Source organism: Sphingomonas sp. SP4 (assembly GCF_058313375.1).
In genome coordinates this window covers 1,761,432-1,781,925 of the sequence record NZ_JBZFLE010000001.1, presented here as the reverse complement: position 1 = coordinate 1,781,925, position 20,494 = coordinate 1,761,432, and the positions used below count along the sequence as shown (strand labels likewise).

General features: G+C 63.0%; 17 protein-coding genes, 1 tRNA gene and 1 pseudogene. 12 read left to right on the top strand and 7 right to left on the bottom strand.

All coding sequences use genetic code 11. The features are described 5' to 3' along the window. Positions 1-2,899 (bottom strand): annotated as a pseudogene (locus AC4GYV_RS09190) (hypothetical protein); the annotation flags it as partial. Between the two features lie 333 nt (positions 2,900-3,232). On the opposite strand from AC4GYV_RS09190, the gene AC4GYV_RS09185 reads away from it, so the two are divergent. Continuing rightward, on the top strand, positions 3,233-5,293 hold the full coding sequence (locus tag AC4GYV_RS09185; protein ID WP_491100349.1) for an alkaline phosphatase D family protein: 2,061 nt from the start codon (positions 3,233-3,235) through the stop codon (positions 5,291-5,293). 15 nt (positions 5,294-5,308) lie between these two features. On the opposite strand, the gene AC4GYV_RS09180 is transcribed toward AC4GYV_RS09185, so the two are convergent. Next, positions 5,309-5,530, bottom strand: coding sequence for a hypothetical protein (locus tag AC4GYV_RS09180; RefSeq protein ID WP_491100348.1), 222 nt, complete (start codon positions 5,528-5,530; stop codon positions 5,309-5,311). A 333-nt stretch (positions 5,531-5,863) separates the two neighbouring features. Here AC4GYV_RS09180 and rpsA point away from each other — a divergent pair, with 333 nt between their 5' ends. From rpsA to AC4GYV_RS09155, 5 genes are all read left to right on the top strand, one after another. After that, positions 5,864-7,606 (top strand): 30S ribosomal protein S1, encoded by a 1,743-nt coding sequence (rpsA, locus tag AC4GYV_RS09175; RefSeq protein ID WP_491100347.1) that lies wholly within the window; start codon positions 5,864-5,866, stop codon positions 7,604-7,606. 155 nt (positions 7,607-7,761) lie between these two features. Beyond that, positions 7,762-8,058, top strand: coding sequence for an integration host factor subunit beta (locus AC4GYV_RS09170; RefSeq protein WP_491100414.1), 297 nt, complete (start codon positions 7,762-7,764; stop codon positions 8,056-8,058). Positions 8,059-8,107: 49 nt separating this feature from the next. Beyond that, positions 8,108-8,193: transfer RNA gene (locus AC4GYV_RS09165), tRNA-Leu, on the top strand. Positions 8,194-8,434: 241 nt separating this feature from the next. Beyond that, a complete protein-coding gene (locus AC4GYV_RS09160) occupies positions 8,435-10,015 on the top strand; it encodes a putative bifunctional diguanylate cyclase/phosphodiesterase (protein WP_491100346.1) in 1,581 nt (526 codons plus the stop codon). Between the two features lie 101 nt (positions 10,016-10,116). Continuing rightward, the gene (locus AC4GYV_RS09155) at positions 10,117-10,293 is read left to right on the top strand and encodes a hypothetical protein (RefSeq protein ID WP_491100345.1); all 177 of its coding nucleotides are present in this window, start codon (positions 10,117-10,119) and stop codon (positions 10,291-10,293) included. Here the strand turns inward: AC4GYV_RS09155 and AC4GYV_RS09150 are convergent. After that, positions 10,290-11,561, bottom strand: coding sequence for an MFS transporter (locus tag AC4GYV_RS09150; protein ID WP_491100413.1), 1,272 nt, complete (start codon positions 11,559-11,561; stop codon positions 10,290-10,292). The genes AC4GYV_RS09155 and AC4GYV_RS09150 overlap by 4 nt on opposite strands. A gap of 97 nt (positions 11,562-11,658) precedes the next feature. Here AC4GYV_RS09150 and pgsA point away from each other — a divergent pair, with 97 nt between their 5' ends. Both pgsA and katG read left to right on the top strand, forming a co-directional pair. Beyond that, positions 11,659-12,228: a CDP-diacylglycerol--glycerol-3-phosphate 3-phosphatidyltransferase gene (gene pgsA / locus AC4GYV_RS09145; protein ID WP_491100344.1), complete on the top strand. Its 570-nt coding sequence runs from the start codon at positions 11,659-11,661 to the stop codon at positions 12,226-12,228. Between the two features lie 112 nt (positions 12,229-12,340). Further along, on the top strand, positions 12,341-14,578 hold the full coding sequence (katG, locus tag AC4GYV_RS09140; protein ID WP_491100343.1) for a catalase/peroxidase HPI: 2,238 nt from the start codon (positions 12,341-12,343) through the stop codon (positions 14,576-14,578). Positions 14,579-14,646: 68 nt separating this feature from the next. On the opposite strand, the gene AC4GYV_RS09135 is transcribed toward katG, so the two are convergent. Further along, complete coding sequence (locus tag AC4GYV_RS09135; RefSeq protein WP_491100342.1) at positions 14,647-15,609, bottom strand: hydrogen peroxide-inducible genes activator; 963 nt, start codon at positions 15,607-15,609, stop codon at positions 14,647-14,649. A 116-nt stretch (positions 15,610-15,725) separates the two neighbouring features. On the opposite strand from AC4GYV_RS09135, the gene AC4GYV_RS09130 reads away from it, so the two are divergent. Then, entirely contained in the window at positions 15,726-16,268 is a 543-nt protein-coding gene (locus AC4GYV_RS09130) for a peroxiredoxin (RefSeq protein ID WP_491100340.1), read from the top strand. Between the two features lie 130 nt (positions 16,269-16,398). Beyond that, the gene (locus tag AC4GYV_RS09125) at positions 16,399-16,917 is read left to right on the top strand and encodes a carboxymuconolactone decarboxylase family protein (protein WP_491100339.1); all 519 of its coding nucleotides are present in this window, start codon (positions 16,399-16,401) and stop codon (positions 16,915-16,917) included. Here AC4GYV_RS09125 and AC4GYV_RS09120 read toward each other — a convergent pair. Together AC4GYV_RS09120 and AC4GYV_RS09115 are read right to left on the bottom strand one after the other, a co-directional pair. Further along, a complete protein-coding gene (locus tag AC4GYV_RS09120; RefSeq protein ID WP_491100338.1) occupies positions 16,914-17,303 on the bottom strand; it encodes a DUF6356 family protein in 390 nt (129 codons plus the stop codon). The genes AC4GYV_RS09125 and AC4GYV_RS09120 overlap by 4 nt on opposite strands. An 87-nt stretch (positions 17,304-17,390) precedes the next feature. Next, positions 17,391-18,155, bottom strand: coding sequence for a sulfite exporter TauE/SafE family protein (locus tag AC4GYV_RS09115; RefSeq protein ID WP_491100412.1), 765 nt, complete (start codon positions 18,153-18,155; stop codon positions 17,391-17,393). Between the two features lie 148 nt (positions 18,156-18,303). Here AC4GYV_RS09115 and epsC point away from each other — a divergent pair, with 148 nt between their 5' ends. Both epsC and AC4GYV_RS09105 read left to right on the top strand, forming a co-directional pair. After that, a complete protein-coding gene (gene epsC / locus AC4GYV_RS09110) occupies positions 18,304-18,990 on the top strand; it encodes a serine O-acetyltransferase EpsC (protein WP_491100337.1) in 687 nt (228 codons plus the stop codon). Beyond that, a complete protein-coding gene (locus tag AC4GYV_RS09105) occupies positions 18,987-19,328 on the top strand; it encodes a DUF2794 domain-containing protein (RefSeq protein ID WP_491100336.1) in 342 nt (113 codons plus the stop codon). Before epsC ends, AC4GYV_RS09105 begins: the two co-directional genes overlap by 4 nt. Here AC4GYV_RS09105 and AC4GYV_RS09100 read toward each other — a convergent pair. Further along, entirely contained in the window at positions 19,309-20,433 is a 1,125-nt protein-coding gene (locus AC4GYV_RS09100; protein ID WP_491100335.1) for a hypothetical protein, read from the bottom strand. The genes AC4GYV_RS09105 and AC4GYV_RS09100 overlap by 20 nt on opposite strands. Between the last annotated feature and the right edge of the window lie 61 nt (positions 20,434-20,494).

The window sequence follows — 20,494 nt, the reverse complement described above, 5'->3', positions numbered from 1 at the left end:
TGGGCTGTCCCAGCCACTCCTGGAACGTCCCCGCCTGGTTGCGCCACAGCACATCGCTCAACCCGTCACCGTTGAAGTCGTGGGCCGGGACATCCGGAATGACCGTGAGCTGTACCCCGCCCCCGGCCGCTGCAGCCGCCACGATCTTGCCCTCGGGCACACTGCCAAGCGTCAGGGAGCCGCCGCTGTAGGTTAGCGTGTTGCCGGAAAGGCTGAAGGAAAAGCCAGCAAGGCTCGCGTCCGTGACGACAATCCTGTCGCCTACCGAGAAGTCGGTGATCGTGTCGCCGCTGAGCCCCGCGGCCGTGTCCTTGAACGTGTCGTTCCCCGCGCCCCCGGTCAGGGTATCGATACCTCCACCGCCGGTCAGGACGTTCGCGGCTCCGTTGCCGAAGATGGCGTTGCCGACTGCGTTCCCTGTGCCGTCGATAGCGAGGGACCCGGAGAGGAGGAGGTTCTCGACGTCACTGCCAAGGACGTAAGTGACCTGACTTTCCACATAGTCATTGCCGCCGCCGGCCAGCTCCACAACCTGATCGCCGGCATTGTCGACGAAGTAGTAATCGTCGCCGGCGCCGCCCGTCATCGTGTCCGCGCCGGCACCGCCGAAGAGGAACTCGGAATTGGCCGTGCCATTGAGCGTATCGTTGCCCGCGGTTCCCCAGATCAGGTTCGGAGTGAGGATGAAGTCGGACGCGGTGACCGCGCCCTCGACCTGAATCGTCATCGGTCCATTGGCCGTCTGGACAGTAACGGTGCTGACGCCGCCAGCGAAGGTCCAGCTCACCGAATGAGCAACGGTCACGCTGAGGTCGATCTCGTCGACCCCGGTGACAAAGCCCTTGATCGTGTCCACGGACGCGCCCGCAGACTCGTCATGGTGCAAGTAGACGATTACGTCGGCATCGGCGCCGCCATTCAGCACGTCGGCGCCGAGACCGCCATAAAGGACGTCTTGGCCGGCGCCGCCCTCGAGAGTATCGGTGCCGAGACCTCCATCGAGGATGTCGTCGCCCCCATTGCCGATCAAGTGGTCGTTCCCATCCAGGCCGCTGAGCGTGTTCTGGAAATCATTGCCCGTGATGACGTTCGCCAGCTCATTGCCGGTGCCGTCAAAGACACTGTCGACCGTTCCGAACTGGGCTAGAGTCAGGTTTTCGACGTTAGCGCCGAGCGTATAGTCGGTGCCGCTCACCACCGTGTCGATGCCGGCTCCTGCTTTCTCGACCACCACATCGCCGGCGACGTCGACGACGTAGGTGTCGTTCCCCAGGCCGCCTTCCATCCGGTCCGCGCCGGCGCCGCCATCGATGCGGTTATCGGCATCGTTACCGATCAGGACCTGGTCGGCGTAGAAGGTACCAGTCAGGTTCTCGATGTTAGGCAGGCTCGCAATACTGTACGTCGCAAGGTCGGTCCGGATCTCGTCCGTTCCTTCGTTCGCCGCCTCGACGATCGTATCGAACTGGTCGACGTTGTAGATGTCGTTGCCGGCGCCGCCCTCCAAATGGTCCGCGCCCCAACCTCCTGTCAGCGTGTCGTTGCCGGCTCCGCCCGAAACGAAATCGTCACCCGCCTCGCCGTCCAGGACGTCGTCGCCGGCGTTTCCCTGCACGTGGTCGATTCCGGAGCCGCCGAGAATGTTGTCGTTGCCATCGCCGCCGCTCACTAGGTCGTTGCCGTCGCCGCCCCAGAGAGTGTCATTGCCACCCTCGCCGAAGACCTGGTCGTTGTCCTCGTCACCAGAGGCGCGGTCGTCGCCACCGCCCGCATGGATCACGTCGTTGCCGGTGCCGCCGTTGACGAAATCCATCTGGATTCCGGTGGTGATCGTGTCGTCGCCGCCAAACCCAAAGATACCGCTCGTCATGAACGAGCCGCTCACCGGCGCATCGCCGGTCGTGATCGTGTCGGCGAACTCGGTGCCGTAGATCTGACCGTAGCTTTCGAACCCTTTGATGGTCCCCCCGGCGATGCTAATCGTGCCCCCGGCGAACATGGTGGACAGGTCGAGCACCGCGCCCGCCGTCCCGCCACGAAGGGAAATGGCGAGGCTGTCCGTGCCGCTGCCGCCGTCGGCACTGTCGCCATATCCGATCGAGATGAGATCGTTGCCTGCACCGCCGTTGACGACGTCATGCTCGGTCCCATCGTCGACCATGATGTACGCGTTGTCCGCGTAAAGCGCGTCGTTGCCGTCCCCGCCACTCAGCGTATCGGCGCCAAGGCCGCCCTCGAGCGTATCATCCCCGGCGCCCCCATCGAGGACGTCATTGCCTTCGCTCGCGTGGACGGTGTCGTTGCCCGCCCCAAGCGTCAGCTGGTCGTCGCCGAGACCGAGGTACAAATCGAACTGCTCAAAATTTACGAGTGTCAGTCCGCCGCCGGTGAAGTTCCCCCCGATGACGCTGCCGATCAGCGCGGGGCTGTCGAACGGCAGCTGGAGACTAATGGTATCGGAGATGGTCTGGGCGCCGGCGTCGATCGTGATCTTCCAGCCGGGGGGCACCGACGTAAGATCGATGTAGAAAACGTCGTCGGCCGAGCCCGTCTTGATGTTTAGTTCCTCGATACCCCACGTCTCGACCGACGTGAGGCCGTCGCGAGCGCGAAACGAGCCGTAGAGGCCGCCGTCCATGTAGCCGATATTCTGGCCGACTGACGTCGTACCGGCGATGCCCGAATAGTCGATGAAGGCGCGATCGTAGCCCGCGCCGCCAATGAAGCGGTCCTGTCCGCTTGAGGAATAAAAGGTGTCGTTCCCGTCTCCGCCGTCGAGGCCGTCACTGCCGGCGCCGCCGTTCAACGTGTCGTCACCGCCCAAGCCGTAGATGACATCATCGTCGCTGGTGCCGTTCAGCGTATCGTTGCCGGCAGTACCAGTTATCGTTGTCGGCATTCCTCTGTTCCCCCACGCTCGCCGGTCCTGGATATGTCAAAGGCAAGACTCGTCGGCGACGCAGTCCACCCAATGACACATCCGGATGATGCCCCGTTCAGTCGCCCGCGAATGAACTTCGCGTGCAACCGGGAAACTACTGTTGTTCAGGGACTTGGCAAGCCGCTTGGGGCGCAAATCCAGTTTAGGAATCCATACGATCCGCTTCTGCTGACCCGGACTGGTACATTCACGCGCCGTCGGCGGCTCATAGCCGTTCATCGAAAAGGAATTGCGGTGAGGTCTGCTGGGGAGAGCCTGCACCAGGCCAAGCGGGCCTGAAGGGGTAAGCCGATGTCACTCGACCGCCGTGATTTCATCAAGGCTGCCGCGGCGATGGGTGCTTCGCTCGCCTGGGTTGGGAGTGCGCGTGCGTCACGCAGCAACTGGCGGGAGAGCAGCGAGCATTATCCGCAGGGAGTCGCATCCGGCGATCCCGATCCGCACAGCGTCATTTTGTGGACGCGACGCCCTTACGATGGGGGCGGTCGTCACATTCTCACCCTGGAGGTCGCGGAAGACGAAGGTTTTCGAACTGTCGTCGCGCATGCTCGTGCGCCTGTCCTGGCGAGCGCCGATTGGACGGCGCGCGTGCTGGTAGGCGGGCTCAAGCCGGCGCACGTCTACTGGTACCGTTTCACTGACGCCGAGGGGAACGGGAGCCGCATCGGGCGTACGATCACCGCACCGCTCGAAAACGATCCGCGGCCGGTCAATTTTGCTTTCGTCAGCTGCCAGGACGTCAACGAGGGCAAGCTCAACGCCTATCGCCGAATGATTTTCGAGGATGAGCGCGCCGCGCCCGCGGACCAGCTCGGCTTCGTCCTGCACCTCGGCGATTTTATCTACGAGGTTGTCGAATATCCCGACGAGGTGAAGACGCGCTTCGACCGGACGATCTACGATGTCGGGCGCATTCCCGACGGCGGCAAGGCTAGCAACTTCCATTATCCCCTGACCGTCGATGGCTACCGCGCAATCTACAAAGGTTATCTGGCCGACCCCGATTTGCAGGACGCCCGAGCCCGCTGGCCGTTCGTCTGCATGTGGGACAATCACGAATTCTCCTGGCAGGGGCGGCAGAGCATCCAGCAGGCAGGAGGTCCGCCGCGGCCGGGCCAGACGATCAAGGTCGCCGCCAACCAAGCCTGGTTCGAATATATCCCCGCTCGCGTGAAGGCGCCGAGCGGATCGCTCGATGCCTTCGGGACGGTTCCGGTCAAGGACGTCGAAATCAAGAAGTGGGACGCTGACGGCCTCGGCATCGAGCCCAACAACCTGGCCGCCATCAACAGCCTCATCGCCTATCGGGCGCTCCGCTACGGCAAGCACCTCGACCTCATCCTCACCGACCAGCACAGCTTTTGCGGCGAGGATCCCAGCAATGACGACGACATCGTCAAAATCTTCGACCCGAGCTTCAACGGCATGTTCTCCGAGGAGGCAATGATCGCGCTCGACTTCGGGCGTGCTTACAATGGCGGCAACCCGCCCGCTGAACTGCATTTCCGCGATGCCAAGATTCCAAACCCGAGCAAGGACAAGGCCCCGCGCACCATTCTCGGCGCTGAACAGAAAGCCTGGTTCAAGGATCGGTTGAGGCAATCGACCGCGACCTGGAAGATCTGGGGCAATTCGCTGGGAGCGCTCGATGAGCGCGTCGACTTCCAAAACCTGCCGCCTGAGATGGCGAAGAACCCGTGGCCGGCGGACACCTTCGGCATATCGCGAACCGACGATTACGGAGCGGCTTATGCCGAGCGCAGCGAAATCTATGATCTTGTCCGCGACGCAAAGATCACGGGCTTTGCGATCGTGTCAGGCGACCGCCACAGCTTCTGGGCCGGCTATGCGGCGGCTGCGCTCCCGCCGCGCAAGTTCGAACCGGTCGGCTTGAGCTTCGTCGGCGCCTCGCTCGTCAGCCCAGGTGGCCAGGAAGCATGGGAATATGGGTTCAAGAAGGACAAGACGATGCGCCCGCTGTATCTCGCCGACCTGCCCGACGGGAAGGTCGTGTGCACGTACAACATGATGCTGAGGCACGGCGTCCGGTCGGCTCTCGAATATGCCAGGAACTTTGACCTGAAGCGCGCCTACGCCGTTTCCAACCCAGCCCTTTCGCCGCACCTCGAATTTGTCGATGCCGGCGGTCATGGCTACGCAACCGTCCGCCTCAGCGGTGACGAAATGTGGACGGAGTTCGTCTGCATCCCGCGCCCGGTGACGCGCAGCGAACGGCCGGATGGCGGCCCACTGCGCTATCGGGTGGTGCACAGTGCGCTACTGTGGAGCGCGGGAGAGTCGCCGAAGCTCCGTCAGCAGGTGCTCGAAGGCGATGTTGGTTTATCGATCTAATCCGGTGGAGGTGAGCTAGGCCCTGACTGAACGCTGCCGCCATCGCTGGAGAGCGACGACAGCCCAAACGATCTCGACCAGGCCGAATGGCCAGGCGCCCTGGAGGAAGCCGTAAACGGAGCCGAGGGCCGAACCGAGCGCAAAACCAAGGATCCACGCAGGATCGCGGTCTTCCAGCGCATAACAGATCAGCGTGAATGAAACGGCGGCGAGCCCGAACCAGGTGAGAGCGTCCATTTAGGGCCTCCTTCTCGTAGCTAATCGGTGCCGGACTAAACCTTGCTCCTTACGCCCCTCTCAGCTATGGGCCCACACCGTCCGGCAGGTGGCGATCCCCTCTGGACAGCCCGTCTCAATTGGCGAGCGCGTACGGTGAACCGGGCAATGACCGGCACCGGAACGCGCTTTTTCGCATTGTGGCCGGGCTGTTCTGGGTGCCGCCCTAAGGACGCCGCTCCGGCAATGGTGCCGCTGCGGCAGTACATGCAACCAGGTCCGCATGTGGAAGGCTCGCCATGGTGGCGCGCCACGCGGCAGGCCCGATTGAAGAATTAGGAAAAACAAACGCTTATGGCGACTACGACATTCCCGACCCGCGACGATTTCGCGGCCCTCCTCAACCAGAGCCTCGGCGGAGAGAACGAGGCATTCGAAGGCAAGGTGGTGAAGGGCACCGTCACCGGGATCGAGAACGACATGGCCGTGATCGACGTTGGCCTGAAGTCGGAAGGCCGCGTGCCGCTGCGTGAGTTCGCAGCTCCGGGCCAGAAGGCCGAGATCAAGATCGGCGACGAAGTCGAAGTCTATGTCGACCGCGTCGAGAATTCGGCCGGCGAAGCCATGCTGTCCCGCGACCGCGCACGCCGCGAAGCTGCCTGGGACAAGCTCGAGAAGGAATTCGAAGCCGGCAACCGCGTCGAAGGCGTGATCTTCGGCCGCGTGAAGGGCGGCTTCACCGTCGATCTTGGCGGCGCCGTGGCCTTCCTGCCCGGCAGCCAGGTCGACATCCGCCCGGTTCGCGACGTCCAGCCCCTGATGGACCTGCCGCAGCCGTTCCAGATCCTGAAGATGGACCGCCGCCGCGGGAACATCGTCGTGTCGCGCCGCGCTATCCTCGAAGAGACCCGCGCCGAGCAGCGCAGCGGCCTCATCCAGTCGCTGGCCGAGGGCCAGGTCATCGAGGGCGTGGTCAAGAACATCACCGACTACGGCGCGTTCGTCGATCTCGGCGGCATCGACGGCCTGCTGCACGTCACCGACATCAGCTACAAGCGCGTCAATCACCCGTCCGAGGTTCTCAACATCGGCGACACGGTGAAGGTGCAGATCATTCGCATCAACAAGGAAACGCAGCGCATCTCGCTCGGCATGAAGCAGCTCGAGAGCGATCCGTGGGAAGGCGCCGCCGCCAAGTATCCGGTCGGCGGAACCTTCAGCGGCCGCGTGACCAACATCACCGAATATGGTGCGTTCGTCGAGCTCGAGCCGGGCATCGAAGGCCTGGTCCACGTCTCCGAGATGAGCTGGACCAAGAAGAACGTTCACCCGGGCAAGATCGTCAGCACTTCGCAGGAAGTCGACGTGAAGGTGCTCGAGGTCGATCAGGAGAAGCGCCGTATCAGCCTTGGCCTGAAGCAGGCTCAGTCGAATCCCTGGGAAGCGTTCGCAGAGGCTCACCCGGTCGGCTCGGTCGTCGAGGGCGAAGTCAAGAATGCGACCGAGTTCGGTCTGTTCATCGGCCTCGAGGGCGACGTCGACGGCATGGTTCACATGTCGGACATCGCCTGGGGCGTGTCGGGCGAGGAAGCGCTGCAGCTTCACCGCAAGGGCGAGACCGTCAAGGCGCAGGTCCTCGACGTCGACGTCGAGAAGGAGCGCATCAGCCTCGGCATGAAGCAGCTCGAGGGCGGTGGCGGCGCTGGCGCCGGTGCCGGAACCGGGGCTGCGGTTGGCGGTGTTCGCAAGGGCGAGACGGTCACGCTGATCGTTCGTGCGGTTCAGGACGCCGGTCTCGACGTCCAGGTGGGTGACGATGGAGCCATCGGCTTCGTCAAGCGCACCGACCTTGGCCGCGATCGCGACGAGCAGCGTCCGGAGCGCTTCCAGGTCGGCCAGCACTTCGATGCGCTGGTCACCGGCTTCGATCGCTCGAAGAAGCCGACCTTCTCGATCAAGGCGATGCAGATCGCCGAAGAGAAGCAGGCGGTCGCTCAGTACGGCAGCTCGGACTCGGGTGCGTCGCTCGGCGACATCCTCGGCGCCGCGCTGAAGGAAAAGGCGGAAGCCGGCGAGAAGGCGACCAAGAAGAAGTAATTATAAAGGCGGCGTTTCTTAGTGGGACTACCACAAGAAGCGCCGCCTTCGTTTCTGTCTTGCGTGAGACAAAGTTTCCTGACAGCGTGCCGGACAAGCGGCCCCTGTTCGGGGAGAGTATCGGGGCCGATCCAAATTCCTATGCGGGGATGCCGATGATCCGTTCCGAGCTGGTGCAAAAGCTTTGCACCGATTTCCCAGATCTCACGCAACGTGAGGTTGAAGGCGTTGTTAGCGCTATCTTCGATTCCATCACTGACCAGCTCGCCAAGGGCGGCCGTGTCGAGCTTCGCGGTTTCGGCGCTTTTTCGACCCGCCAGCGCGATGCGCGCGTCGGACGCAATCCGCGGACCGGCGAGTCCGTCTCCGTCGACGCCAAGCGCGTGCCCTACTTCAAGCCGGGCAAGGAAATGCGCGAGCGCTTAAACTTAGGCGAAGTTACTGCCGAATAGCCGGGGCGCCCTACCGTAGCCGCGGCTGGCAAAGCGCCTAATGTTTTGGGCGGACGTGGCGGAACGGTAGACGCTGGGGACTTAAAATCCTCTTCCCGATAGGGAGTGTGGGTTCGACTCCCACCGTCCGCACCAGCTTCGCGCACAGCCTGTCCGGGGAACAGGCGAGCACGACGCTCCTGAGCGAAGCGAAGGCTGCCGGAGAGGTCCGGGGGGGACAGCGAGCACGAAGCTCCGAAGCGGACGGCCATAAGCGCTTGAGAGCGCTAAAGAACTGCCGCGCCTCATTTAATCCGTTCTGGCTAGACAATTTCTTAAGCGTTTACGGGTTAACGCCAGAAACGTGTCCAGCGTCGGTAAAAGCAGGGTGGCGTCCGTGACCAAATCGCGGCTTGATAATGCTCGCCGCGATGCGGTGGTGCTCGCCGTTCTGATCGTCGCGGTCATGATGCTGATCTGGAACGGAAGTTCCTTCTTCAGCCACCTGCGCTTCGCCGGCGATTTCGGACCCGAAGTGCGCGTTGCGAGCACTGCACTGACGCTCAACGTCGCGCTGATCATGTTCGGCTGGCGCCGTTACGTCGACCTTCAGCACGAAGCCGAGCTGCGGCAGGAGCAGGAGCGTCGCGCTGTCGTCCTGGCGACCACGGATGCGGTGACTGGCCTCTACAACCGCAAGGGCTTCGCGGACGAGGCCGCGGCGCTCAGCGAAAGATGCAAGCCGACCGGCTGCAATCTTGTCATCATCTCGCTGCAAGTTCAGCGCTTCAAGACAGTCAACGACCAGCACGGCTACGAGACCGGCGACCGGCTGCTCAAGAGCATCGCCGGTGCGCTGAAGGAAACCGTCGGTCCGGAGGCAGTCGTGGCGCGCTTGAGCGGCGACGAATTCGCCATCGCGCTCGGGCTGAACGATGCGCAGATGCCGCAGGCCGAGAAGATCGCCGAGAAGGTTCTGTTCGCGGCCACGAGGCCGTTCACGCTGGACGACCGCATTATCCAGGTCGGCGGCTTCTCCGGAATTGCGTCGGCCGACGCCGCAGAGACCAAGGTGCCCGACCTGATGCGCCGCGCCGACATCGCGCTCGATCACGCGCGGCGCGGCCGCGTTGCACGTCCCGTGTGGTTCGACGCCGGAATGGAGCGCGCGCTGCTAGCGCAGGGCGAGATCGAGCAGGGCATCCGCTTCGGCCTCGAGCACGGCCAGTTCGTTCCGTTCTTCGAGCCCCAGGTCGATCTGGCCACCGGCACGATCGTCGGCTTCGAGGTGCTGGCCCGCTGGAACCACCCGCTTTCGGGCATCATCGGGCCCGACGTGTTCATTCCGGTGGCCGAAGAGATCAACGTCATTGGCCGCCTGTCCGAGCAGGTGATCACCGAAGCCCTGCGCGAGGCCGCGGCGTGGGATCAGTCGATCAAGATTTCGGTCAACATATCGCCGACGCAGCTGGCCGATGGCTGGCTCGCGCAGCGCATCGTCCGCATCCTCGCGGAGACCGGCTTCCCGGCCGAGCGGCTGGTGGTCGAAGTCACCGAGAGCTCACTCTTCGCCGACATCGACCTCGCGCGTACGATCGCGACGAGCCTCAAGAACCAGGGCATCCGGCTGGCGCTCGACGATTTCGGGACGGGCTTCTCGTCGCTGGCACACCTGCGGTCGCTGCCGTTCGACATCATCAAGATCGACCGCAGCTTCGTCAGCAACCTGCATGCCAAGCGCGAGAACAGCGCCATCATTCACGCGGTGACGACACTTGCCAATGCCCTGTCAGTGCCGGTGTGCGTCGAGGGCATCGAGGGCGAGGACGTCTACGAGGCCGTCGTCGCGCTCGGCTGCCAGATCGGGCAGGGATGGTATTTCGGAAAGGCGATGCGCGCCGACCAGGTCCGGGAGATGCTGCGCGGCCGTAAGCAGGACGCCGAAGCGCCTGCGCGAACGAGCGCAACCAACCGCTAATCAAGTCAGAAAAATCGCACCCTTGTCCCGCTGCGGGACGCTGGGAGCCGTCCGTCGCATCGATGAGTTGAGCATGGTAAAAATCGGGTTAAGGTTTTGCCATGCAGCTTGTGCGTACAGCCAGTGCAGTTCATCCCCGCACCTTCGGGCGCGGCCCCCGGAAGGTCTCCGGCGACATTGTCGCTGTCAGGCCTGCCGCTCTGATCAGCGACGATCTGAAGCTCTTCGCCACGACCTTCGCGGCGGGCTTCATCTTCGTTTCGGTATTTCTCGCTTAGTCGCAGGCGAGGTGGAGCTTCCACCCCAGCCACGCCGAGAACACGCACATTGCAGCCACCAGCAGCAGCTGACCGGTGGGTCCGATTCCGACGCTGCTGAGCGCGAAGGCAAGTAACGAGCCGATGACCATCGCGCCGGAGTTCACGATGTTGTTCGCCGCCACGGTTCGGGCGGTTTCACTCTTCGGGACGGTGGTGGTCAGGAACGCGTAGAGCGGCACGACGAACATTCCGCCGGTGATCGCAACACCGAGGAGCGCCAGGATCATGAGGCCGGCCATCGGATGCGTGACGAAATTGCCGAGCGTGGTGAGGCCCGGATCGTGCTTGCCCCAAGCCAGCGCGACGAAGTGCAGCAACAGAACGAAAACGCCCATCGAGAGGACGGATGCGGGCGCGAAGCGCGCCGACACTTCGCTCTTGAGCAGGCGGTTGATTGCAACGGAGCCGATGGCGATGCCGACCGAGAAGACGGCGATGAACATGCTCGCGACTTGCTCGTCAGCGCCTAGGACGTTCTTCACCAGCGGCGGGAAAATGATGATCAGCACCGCCCCGATGGTCCAGAAGAAGCTGATCGCGAGGATCGCCAGGAACAGCCGCCGGATATGAAGCGTCGCGCTGACCAGTTCGATCGACGCATGGATGATGTGCCAGTTGAACGGAATGCGATCCGCGGCCGGCGGGGCAGGGGGCACCTGCCGCCCCGCGAGCAACCCGAGCACCGCGATTCCGATCGTGCATGCCACCGCAATTGGCGGCGTATCCGCGAGCACTCCCGCAAGGATCGTTCCGCCCAATATTGCAAGATAGGTTCCGGCTTCCACCAGGCCGGTGCCGCCAAGCACTTCGTCCTTCTTCAAGTGCTGCGGGAGGATCGCGTACTTGATTGGGCCGAAGAACGTCGAGTGAACGCCCATCGCGCAGACCGCGGCAAGCATCAGCGGGATGTTGGCCAGCATGATCCCGGCACCGCCACAGATCATGATCCCGATCTCGGCAAGCTTGATGATGCGGATCAACCGCGACTTGTCATGATCGTCCGCGAGCTGCCCGGCCAGCGCCGAGAAGAGGAAAAAGGGCAGGATGAAGAGGCCCTGCGCGATCGCGCTGAATTGGGTTTCCTGCGCTGGATTCTTGAGGAGTTTGTAAGTCGCGAAAAGGACCACTGCCTGCTTGAACAGGCTGTCGTTGAACGCTCCGAGAAACTGCGTTGTGAACAGCGGCAGAAAGCGCCGCGCGCGCAACAGGTGTGATACGTTCTGAATCAAGGACGAAGCGCGCCGGCTCTTATGGACTGGGGAGCGAAGGCATAGCCAGCTTTGCGCTTTGCTCCAAACGCTATAACGACCCTGTTTCAGAACGATGCTGTCGCTACCGAACCTGCTTACGCTTTCGCGGATCCTGGCGGTGCCGATCCTGGTATTCCTGCTGTGGAAGCCGGCGCCGTGGGACTATGCGGTGACGTTCGTGCTCTACTGCATCGTCGGCATCACCGACTATTTCGATGGATATCTCGCCCGCGCGCAGGGCCTGACTTCGCGGCTCGGTCAGTTTCTTGATCCCATCGCCGACAAGATCATGGTTGCCGCAGTTCTCGTGATGCTGATGGCGAGCCGCAAGGCCGATGGCTTGCCCCCGATCATCCAGGACTGGAGTGTCATTCCAGCGCTCATCATCCTGCTTCGGGAGATCATGGTTTCGGGGCTTCGCGAGTATCTTGCGCCGCTCAACGTGTCGGTCCCAGTGAGCGCGCTCGCCAAGTGGAAGACGACGTTTCAGATGGTCGCGCTTGGTGGGTTGATCCTTGGCGGGGCGTTCCCCGAGCAGCCGTGGATCCACTACGTCGGGATCGTCAGCCTGTGGCTTGCGGCGGCGCTGACGCTGATAACCGGCTACGATTATCTGCGCATCGGGCTCAAATACATGGATTGAGGCCCGATAGCCGTTGATCGATTTTCTGCGTCTGACTGACCAACTTTAATCGTTTCTGTCGTTTCACCGACAGGCCTAGGCCGACACTCCTACAACTGAATGGAGGGATGGCATGGACGCGAAGACCGGCGAACCGATGGGATGCCCCGTAGACCGGCCAACGACTGTACGATCACTGCTCGGCCGTCAGAACCGAGATTGGTGGCCTGAGTCCCTCCCAGTAGAGATCCTGCATCAGGGCGGCGTTTCGCCTGACCCGATGGGTGCCGACTTCGATTATGCCGAGGCGTTCAAGAAGCTCGATTATCAGGCGCTGAAGCGGGACCTGACCGCACTGATGACGGACAGCCAGCCGTGGTGGCCGGCGGACTATGGGCATTACGGCCCCTTCTTCATCCGCATGGCCTGGCACGCGGCGGGCACCTACCGCACGGCGGACGGCCGCGGCGGCGCGAACTCGGGCAACCAGCGCTTTGCTCCGCTCAACAGCTGGCCAGACAACGGCAACCTCGACAAGGCGCGGCGGCTGCTGTGGCCAATCAAGCAGAAGTACGGGAAGAACATCAGCTGGGCCGACCTGTTCATCCTCGCCGGCAACGTGGCGATCGAGTCGATGGGCGGGCCGATCTTCGGCTTCGGCGGCGGCCGCAAGGACATCTACGAGCCTGAGCGCGACGTCTATTGGGGCGCCGAGGAGAAGTGGGTCGAGGCGACCGAAACCCGCATCCAGCCGGACCGCGAGATGGAACTCGAGCATCCGCTCGCGGCGATCCAGATGGGCCTCATCTACGTCAATCCCGAAGGGCCGGGCGGCAATCCCGACCCGCTGCAGTCGGCTCGCGACATCAAGGTGACGTTCGAGCGCATGGCGATGAACCATGAGGAGACCGTCGCGCTGACGGCCGGCGGTCATACGTTCGGCAAGGCGCACGGCGCGGGCGATCCGAGCCTGGTCGATGTCGCGCCGGAAGCGGCCGATATCGCGTTGCAGGGTCTCGGCTGGGCGAGCGCATTCGAAAGCGGCATGGGCGAACACACGATCACCAGCGGCATTGAAGGTTCGTGGGTGAACACGCCGACGTCGTGGTCGGAGAACTATTTCCGCCTGCTGCTCGACTATGAATATGAGCTGGTGAAGAGCCCGGCCGGTGCGAAGCAGTGGCAGCCGATCAACCAGAAGCCGGAAGACATGGCACCTGCCGCGCACGACCCGAACAAGCGCGTGCCGACCATGATGACCACGGCCGACATGGCCTTGAAGGTCGACCCAGAATTCCGCGTCATCTCGGAGAAATTCCGCAACGACCACGAGGCATTCAAGGACGCGTTCGCGCGCGCCTGGTTCAAGCTGACCCACCGCGACATGGGTCCGAAGGGCCGTTACCTCGGCCCGGAAGTCCCGTCGGAGGACCTGATCTGGCAAGACCCGGTTCCGGCGGGAAGCAAGCCTTCCGACGCGGATATCTCTGCGTTCAAGTCGAAGATCCTCGATGCAGGCTTTAGTGTCGGCCAGTTGGTCAAGGCGGCGTGGGCGTCGGCGTCGACCTATCGCAGGTCCGATCACCGCGGCGGCGCCAATGGCGCTCGCATCCGGCTTGCTCCGCAGAAGGATTGGGCGGTCAACGAGCCCGAAGAGCTTGGCCGCATTCTCTCGAAGATCGAGGAGCTTCGCGGCAACCTGTCCGTCGCAGACGCGATCGTCCTTGCCGGCACGGCTGCGGTCGAAAAGGCGGCGAGGGATGCTGGTTACAACGTCACGGTCCCGTTCACCGGCGGACGCGGCGACGCGACGCAGGAATGGACGGACGCCGAAAGCTTTGGCGTGATGGAGCCGGCAGCCGACGGCTTCCGCAATTATCTGAAGACCAAGCATTCGGTGCGCACCGAAGAGCTACTGCTCGACAAGGCATCGCTGCTCGGCCTTTCGGGACCGGAAATGACAGTGCTGATCGCTGGACTCCGCGTCCTTGGTGCGAACTATCAGGACCGGCCCGAAGGCGTTTTCACCAACCGCAAGGGTCAGCTGACCAACGACTTCTTCGTCAACCTGCTGGACAACTCGACCTTCTGGGAGGTGGTCGAGGACAGCGGCGACGAGGAGTTCATCGGCTACACCCATGGCGGGCGCGACGAGAAGTGGCGCGCGACGCGGACCGACTTGATCTTCGGTTCGAACAGCCAGCTTCGCGCGACGGCCGAGGTCTATGCCGAGAAAGGCAATGAGGAGAAGTTCGTTCGCGACTTCATCAAGGCCTGGACCAAGGTGATGAACGCGGACCGGTTCGACCTGCCTCAGAACACGAACAGCGTTCAGCCGGAAGGCATCGCCGAGCCGGCACTGGCTAAATAGGATTCACTTCGGCTCGCTGCGGCGCCCCGCTCCCCTCCCCCGGCGTCGCAGCGTTCCGAAGCTGAATGCTAAGCGTAAGCAGGTTCTTTTGAGCCTTCAGGTTCCCCGGCGGTGCCGAGGCCCGGCGTGACCTCCAGCATGATCTCGCGCAGCGCCTGCGCCAGCATCCTGAACTCGCTTTCGCGCGGGCTTGACCGCCGCCAGATCAGGGCGATGCGGCGGTATCCGTGATCGGACCGCAGCGGCTTCGCGTCGACTTGGGTGTTCTCGAGAATGCCGGCCTCAATCGCCATTGACGGGATGAACGTCACGCCGAGACCGTTGTCGACCATCTGCACCAAGGTGTGGAGCGACGTCCCCATCATTGCGGCATGAGCCCGCATTTCGGGCCGGTTGCAGGCGGATAGCGCATGGTCCTTGAGGCAATGGCCGTCCTCAAGCAGCAGCATCCGGTTCTCGTCGATGGCGCCGACGTCCACCTTCGCCCCCGCGGGCGCTTCGCCGCGCGGGAAGGCCACGAACAGCGGATCGTCGAACAGCGGTGCCGAATCCACGTCGCCGCAGGCGTAGGGGAGGGCGAGCAGCACGCAATCGAGCTGACCGCGGTGCAGCGCTTCGCAGGCTGACTGGCTGGTCTCTTCCCGGAGGTAGAGCTTCAACTTCGGCCATTCCTGGCGAAGGCGCGGTAGCATCGCGGGCAGGAGGAAGGGCGCGATCGTGGGAATGACGCCCATTCTGAGCTCCCCATGGAGCGGTTGTCCCGCGGCGCGGGCCATTTCGGCCAGCTCCTCCGTTTCGCGCAGCACGCGAACCGCCTTGTCGGCGATCTTCTCGCCAAGCGGGGTGAACCGCACCACTCGGCGCGTCCGCTCGACGAGAGTGACGTTGAGCAGAGTCTCCAGCTCGCGAAGTCCGGCGGACAGAGTGGATTGCGTGACGAAGCACGCTTCGGCCGCCTTGCCGAAGTGGCCGTGCTCCCGCAGTGCAACGAGATATTGAAGCTGCTTGATGGTCGGTAGGTGGACGGTCATCGTAATCGAAAATTCCAATCAGTTCATTCGATATAATAGACTTGAACGATTGGAGCCAGAACCATAGATGCTGCGGTGCAAGACAGTTTTATTGTGCAACGCAACAGGAGTAATGAATGCTGACCGTTGGTGACAAGATTCCTTCCCTCACCCTTCCCGTGCAGCAGGGCACGTCCGCGCTGCCGGCAGGCGAGACGATCGATCTCGGCCAGACCAATGGCAAGTGGAAGGTCCTGTTCTATTGGCCGAAGGACTTCACTTTCGTCTGCCCGACCGAGATCGTCGGCTACGGCGATCTGAAGGCTGACTTCGAGGACCGCGACACCGTTCTGATCGGCGCTTCGACGGACACGGCGCACGTCCACTTCGCATGGCGCCGCTCGGACGAGCAGCTCGCAAATGCGGATTTCCCGTGGATCGCAGACAACAAGAAGGAACTGGCGGACGCGCTCGGCATCGTCGATCGTGAAGAGGGCGTCGCCTACCGCGCGACCTTCATCATCGATCCGGACAATGTGATCCAGCACGTCACGGTCAACGGACTCAACGTCGGCCGTAACCCGGCGGAGACGCTGCGCGTGCTCGACGCGCTTCAGACGGATGAGCTCTGCCCCTGCAACTGGGCGCCGGGCGAAGAGGTCCTCAAGCCCGCAGCCTAGCTAGCTGAATTCAGTTCCTCCCCGCCCCTGTGGGGAGGATGGCCGGCATGCCCCCGCCGGCCGCTTCGGAGGGGCGGGTTTGGTTCGCCCAGGCCCGTCCCTCTTTTGCATCCATTCCCAAGGAAATCCCATGTCGCTGAAAACATTCACCGAGAGCCTGCCCGATTACGCCAAGGATATCCGCCTCAACATGGGTTCGATCCTCAGCGACCAGCTGATGGGTGAGGAGCGCAAGCTCAGCCTGTTGCTCTCATGCGCGCACGGATCGGGCTACAAGCCTTTGGTTGAAGCTGCTGAGGCCGAAGTCGCAGGCAAGCTGTCGGATCAGGTCGCGAATGCTGCTCGCGGCGCTGCCGCGCTGATGGCGATGAACAACGTCTATTACCGCTTCGTACACCTGACCTCGAACCCCGAATACGGCCAGATGCCGGCCCGCCTCAGGATGAACTTCATCGGCTCGCACGGGATCGCCAAGGAAGACTTCGAGCTGTTCAGCCTCGCCGTCTCAGCGATGAACGGCTGCGGCATGTGCATCGACAGCCACGAGCGCGTGCTGTTGCAGCACGGCGTAAAGCCGGAAGTCATTCAATCGGCGGTGCGGATCGCAGCGGTGATGAAGGCGATCGCGACGGTTCACGCGACGGTTTAGTCGACTGGCTCGAGCTGAGGGTTGGTCCACAGGAATGCTGCCGGGATGCCGAGGGCCATCAGCCCGAGAGCGATCGGCAGCACGCCATTAGGGACGAGCAAAGCCATGACCCAAGCCGGAAGCGTCAAGGCGACTAGGCCGACGAAGGTAAGTAAGCCGGACGCCTGACGGAGGACTGACCGGAGCGTGTGGCGCTCGCGGAACAGGCGCGTGAGTTCGTCTACGGTCCGGCTGGCGGTCTTCATGCAATAGCCGGGAAAGACGCCGTGGATGATGCAGGCAAGACCCGCGCCCACGAGCATCAGTCCGACGCCCACGGCAAACCGCAAATGTTCGAAGTAGCTTTCACCGGCCTCAGACAGATGTGCTCTGCTTCTTCTCCACATGATTCGCCGTCTCCCTCAGCGCGGCGATTTTATACTCTACTGTTAGGCTAGGGAACGATCGCACACGCCGTCCGGCGAAGAATCGCGTCAGCTGAGCGCGCGGTAAAGACCGTAGAGACTGACGAGAGTCAGCAGCGCGCCGACGAAGGTCAACAGCGTGTCAGCCTTCACTTTCTTGGCGATCCAGGCACCGAAAGGCGCCGCGAAGACCCCTCCAATCAGCAGGCCGACGGTTGATACGGTGAACGCCTGCCAGCCGATCCTCGCGAGGAACGTCGCCGAGATGGTGACCGTCAGGAAGAATTCGGCGGTGTTGACGGTGCCGATCGTCTTGCGCGGATTGCTTCCCTGGACGAGCAGGTTCGACGTGACGATTGCGCCCCATCCACCACCGCCGGCTGCATCGAGGAACCCGCCCAGCAGGCCTAGCGGCGACACCACCTTCGGTTGCCGTTCGGTGTGCCGATGCATCACGCCGCGGTAGAAGAGATAGAGGCCAAGCGCGGTCAGGTAGGTCAGCACGAACGGCTTGGCGACGCTCGCATCGACTTCGGTGAGGACGTAGGCGCCGAGGACTCCGCCAATGACGCCCGGGACGACCAGGCGGGCGAATAGCTTCCAATCGACGTTCCGATGCAGGACGTGACTGATGCCCGAAACGCCCGTCGTGAACGTCTCGGCGGTGTGGACGCCTGCGGAGGCGGCGGCGGGAGGAACGCCCATGCTGATCAGGAGCGTGCTGGAGATCTGCCCGTAGGCCATTCCCAGCGCGCCATCGACGACCTGCGCGGCGAAGCCGATCAGGATGAAGAGGACGAGCGTGAAAGGATCGCCCAAGATTTGCGTTAGGATGTCGTGCTCCAGCCCTGTTCGAAAGCGCGCTGTGCCCAACGCCAACCGGATCGGCAAGGTCCTTAACTTGAACCCTTTATCAACTCGGCTTGGATTTAATTCGGTCCGCACTTAGATTGATGTCAGCAACAGCAAGAGGTCGAAGCGCTTGCAATCCGGGCTGATCGCCTATCTGGACTCCGTCAAATCCCGAGACCCTGCCGCGCGTTCGCGGTGGGACGTTCTGTTCTATCCCGGCGTCTGGGCATTGGGTCTGCACCGGGTTTCGCACTGGCTGTGGGAAGGGCATTTGACCTTTCCGGCGCGGCTGGTGAATCATTTCTCGCGCTTCCTGACGGGCATCGACATCCACCCGGGCGCGAAGATCGGAAAAAGGTTCTTCCTCGATCATGGCTTCAGCGTGATCGGCGAAAGCGCCGAGATCGATGACGACGTCACCATCTATCAGCACGTGACTCTCGGCGGCACGAACCCGACGACTGGCGTAGGCGGCAAGCGCCACCCGACACTGCGCAGCGGCGTGGTCATCGGTTCGGGCGCGCAGGTGCTCGGCCCGATCGAGGTCGGCGAGGGCGCGAAGGTCGGCGCCAATTCGGTCGTCACCAAGGACGTCGCGCCGGGGCAGACGGTGGTGGGGATTCCTGCGAAGCCGGTGCCGGTCGACGTGGTCCACTATAGCCCGGGGTTCATGCCCTACGGCACGCCGTGCGGCGAGGATGTAGATCCGGTCCGTGCTCGCATCAGCGAGCTAGAGGATGAAATTGCAGAGCTGCGGAAGGAGGTGGCGGAGCTTAGAACTGCTCGCCAGCCGCAGCCGAAGGTGAAGTCCGCTTGAGCGTCGTAACGCCGTTCCCGAGTAAGTGGGACCGGCAGCCAATTGCCACTTTCGATCGCAAGGAGCTGATGCGCATCCTCGACCTCTACGGCCGGATGGTCGCAGCGGGTCACTGGCGCGATTATGCCCTGCGCATCGATCCCGACGTCGCAGTCTTCGCTGCATACCGCCGGACGTCCGAGCGCCCGGAGGTCCGCATAGAAAAACGCCCCGCGCTTCGACTGAAGCAGGGGGCGTTTGCCTTGGTCAGTGAACATGGTGCGGTGCTCAAGCGGGGCCACGAGCTTTCGCTGGTGTTGGCCCCGCTCGAGCGCCGGCTCATGCGGCTGGTTGGGTAATCACCGCAGGACGATCCAGGTTCGGCAGGCGTTCCTGGAGATTTGATGGTAGCCGGGTGACGATCAGGCGGCGAGCCTGGTGCCAGTAGGCCGACAGCAGAAGCAGTGCCGAACCGATGATCAACGCCGTCAGCGCAACGTTCAGCTCGACCGCGCCGAACTGCTTGAACAACTCGGTCAGCGCGTAGAGCACGTAGGCTAGCGCGGAGACGAGCAGCGCACGGCGGTCGATCGCCAGTGCGGTGAGTCCGAACAAGACGTACAGGCCGACCACGACGAGCGCCTCGCCGGTGCTAACCGCACCGCTGTTGAGACCCATCAGCGTGAAGATCGGGTGAGCGATCATCGGCGCCGCGAGCAGGTGCAACCAGAAGGCGACGTCCGAGCGGCGCGTCACGCGGGCACGGTCCGACGAATCCCACCACATGGCGAACAGGAACACGCCGATGCCCAGCACTAAAACGAAGCCGAGGATGAGGTTCTTGGCGCTCTCGCTGTCGCCCGGCTGCACGATGCCGATAACGATCGCGAGGAACAGGCCGGCGACGGCAGCGGCGCCAGCGGCAATCGTGATCGGAACGTGGAACTTGCGCCAGTGCAGATAAGCACCGGCAGCTGCGACTGCAGCGGCGATCCCACCAACGGTGGCGGCGAGGAGCTGGTTGTGATCATTGAACTGATCCGCCCCGATGGTCTGGATCAGCAGGAAGCCCGTGCTCGCAAGCACCGCGCCGACAAAGGCCAGCAGCAGCAGGATAGAGGGGAGGGCCATGCGGCGCTTCGCCGTGAAGAATAGAGCTAGGCACCAGGAAGTTGCAGCGATCGCCAGCGGAGCGAGGAAGCTAGGGCCCTGTTCGCCGTGATCGCTGATGTACAGGCCGGTGGCCTGTCCGATGCTCTGGCCGATCCAGCCGACCGCGAAGAGGAGGATGGCGGCGGCGATCGACACGAAGATGTCGTTGAAGCCGGTGATGAGCCTGAATTGCTCTTCATCGGGGATGCTGAGAGCGCGCTGGCCCTCGACATGCGCGCGCAAAGCGTTGGCCGCTTCGGCGCTGATCACGCCCGACGCCACGGCGTCGTCGAGCTCTTGTTGACTGTACATAGGCTCCTCCCGTTGTTGACAGGAGCTTATGCCTACTGTGTTATAGTGTCAATACACCAAG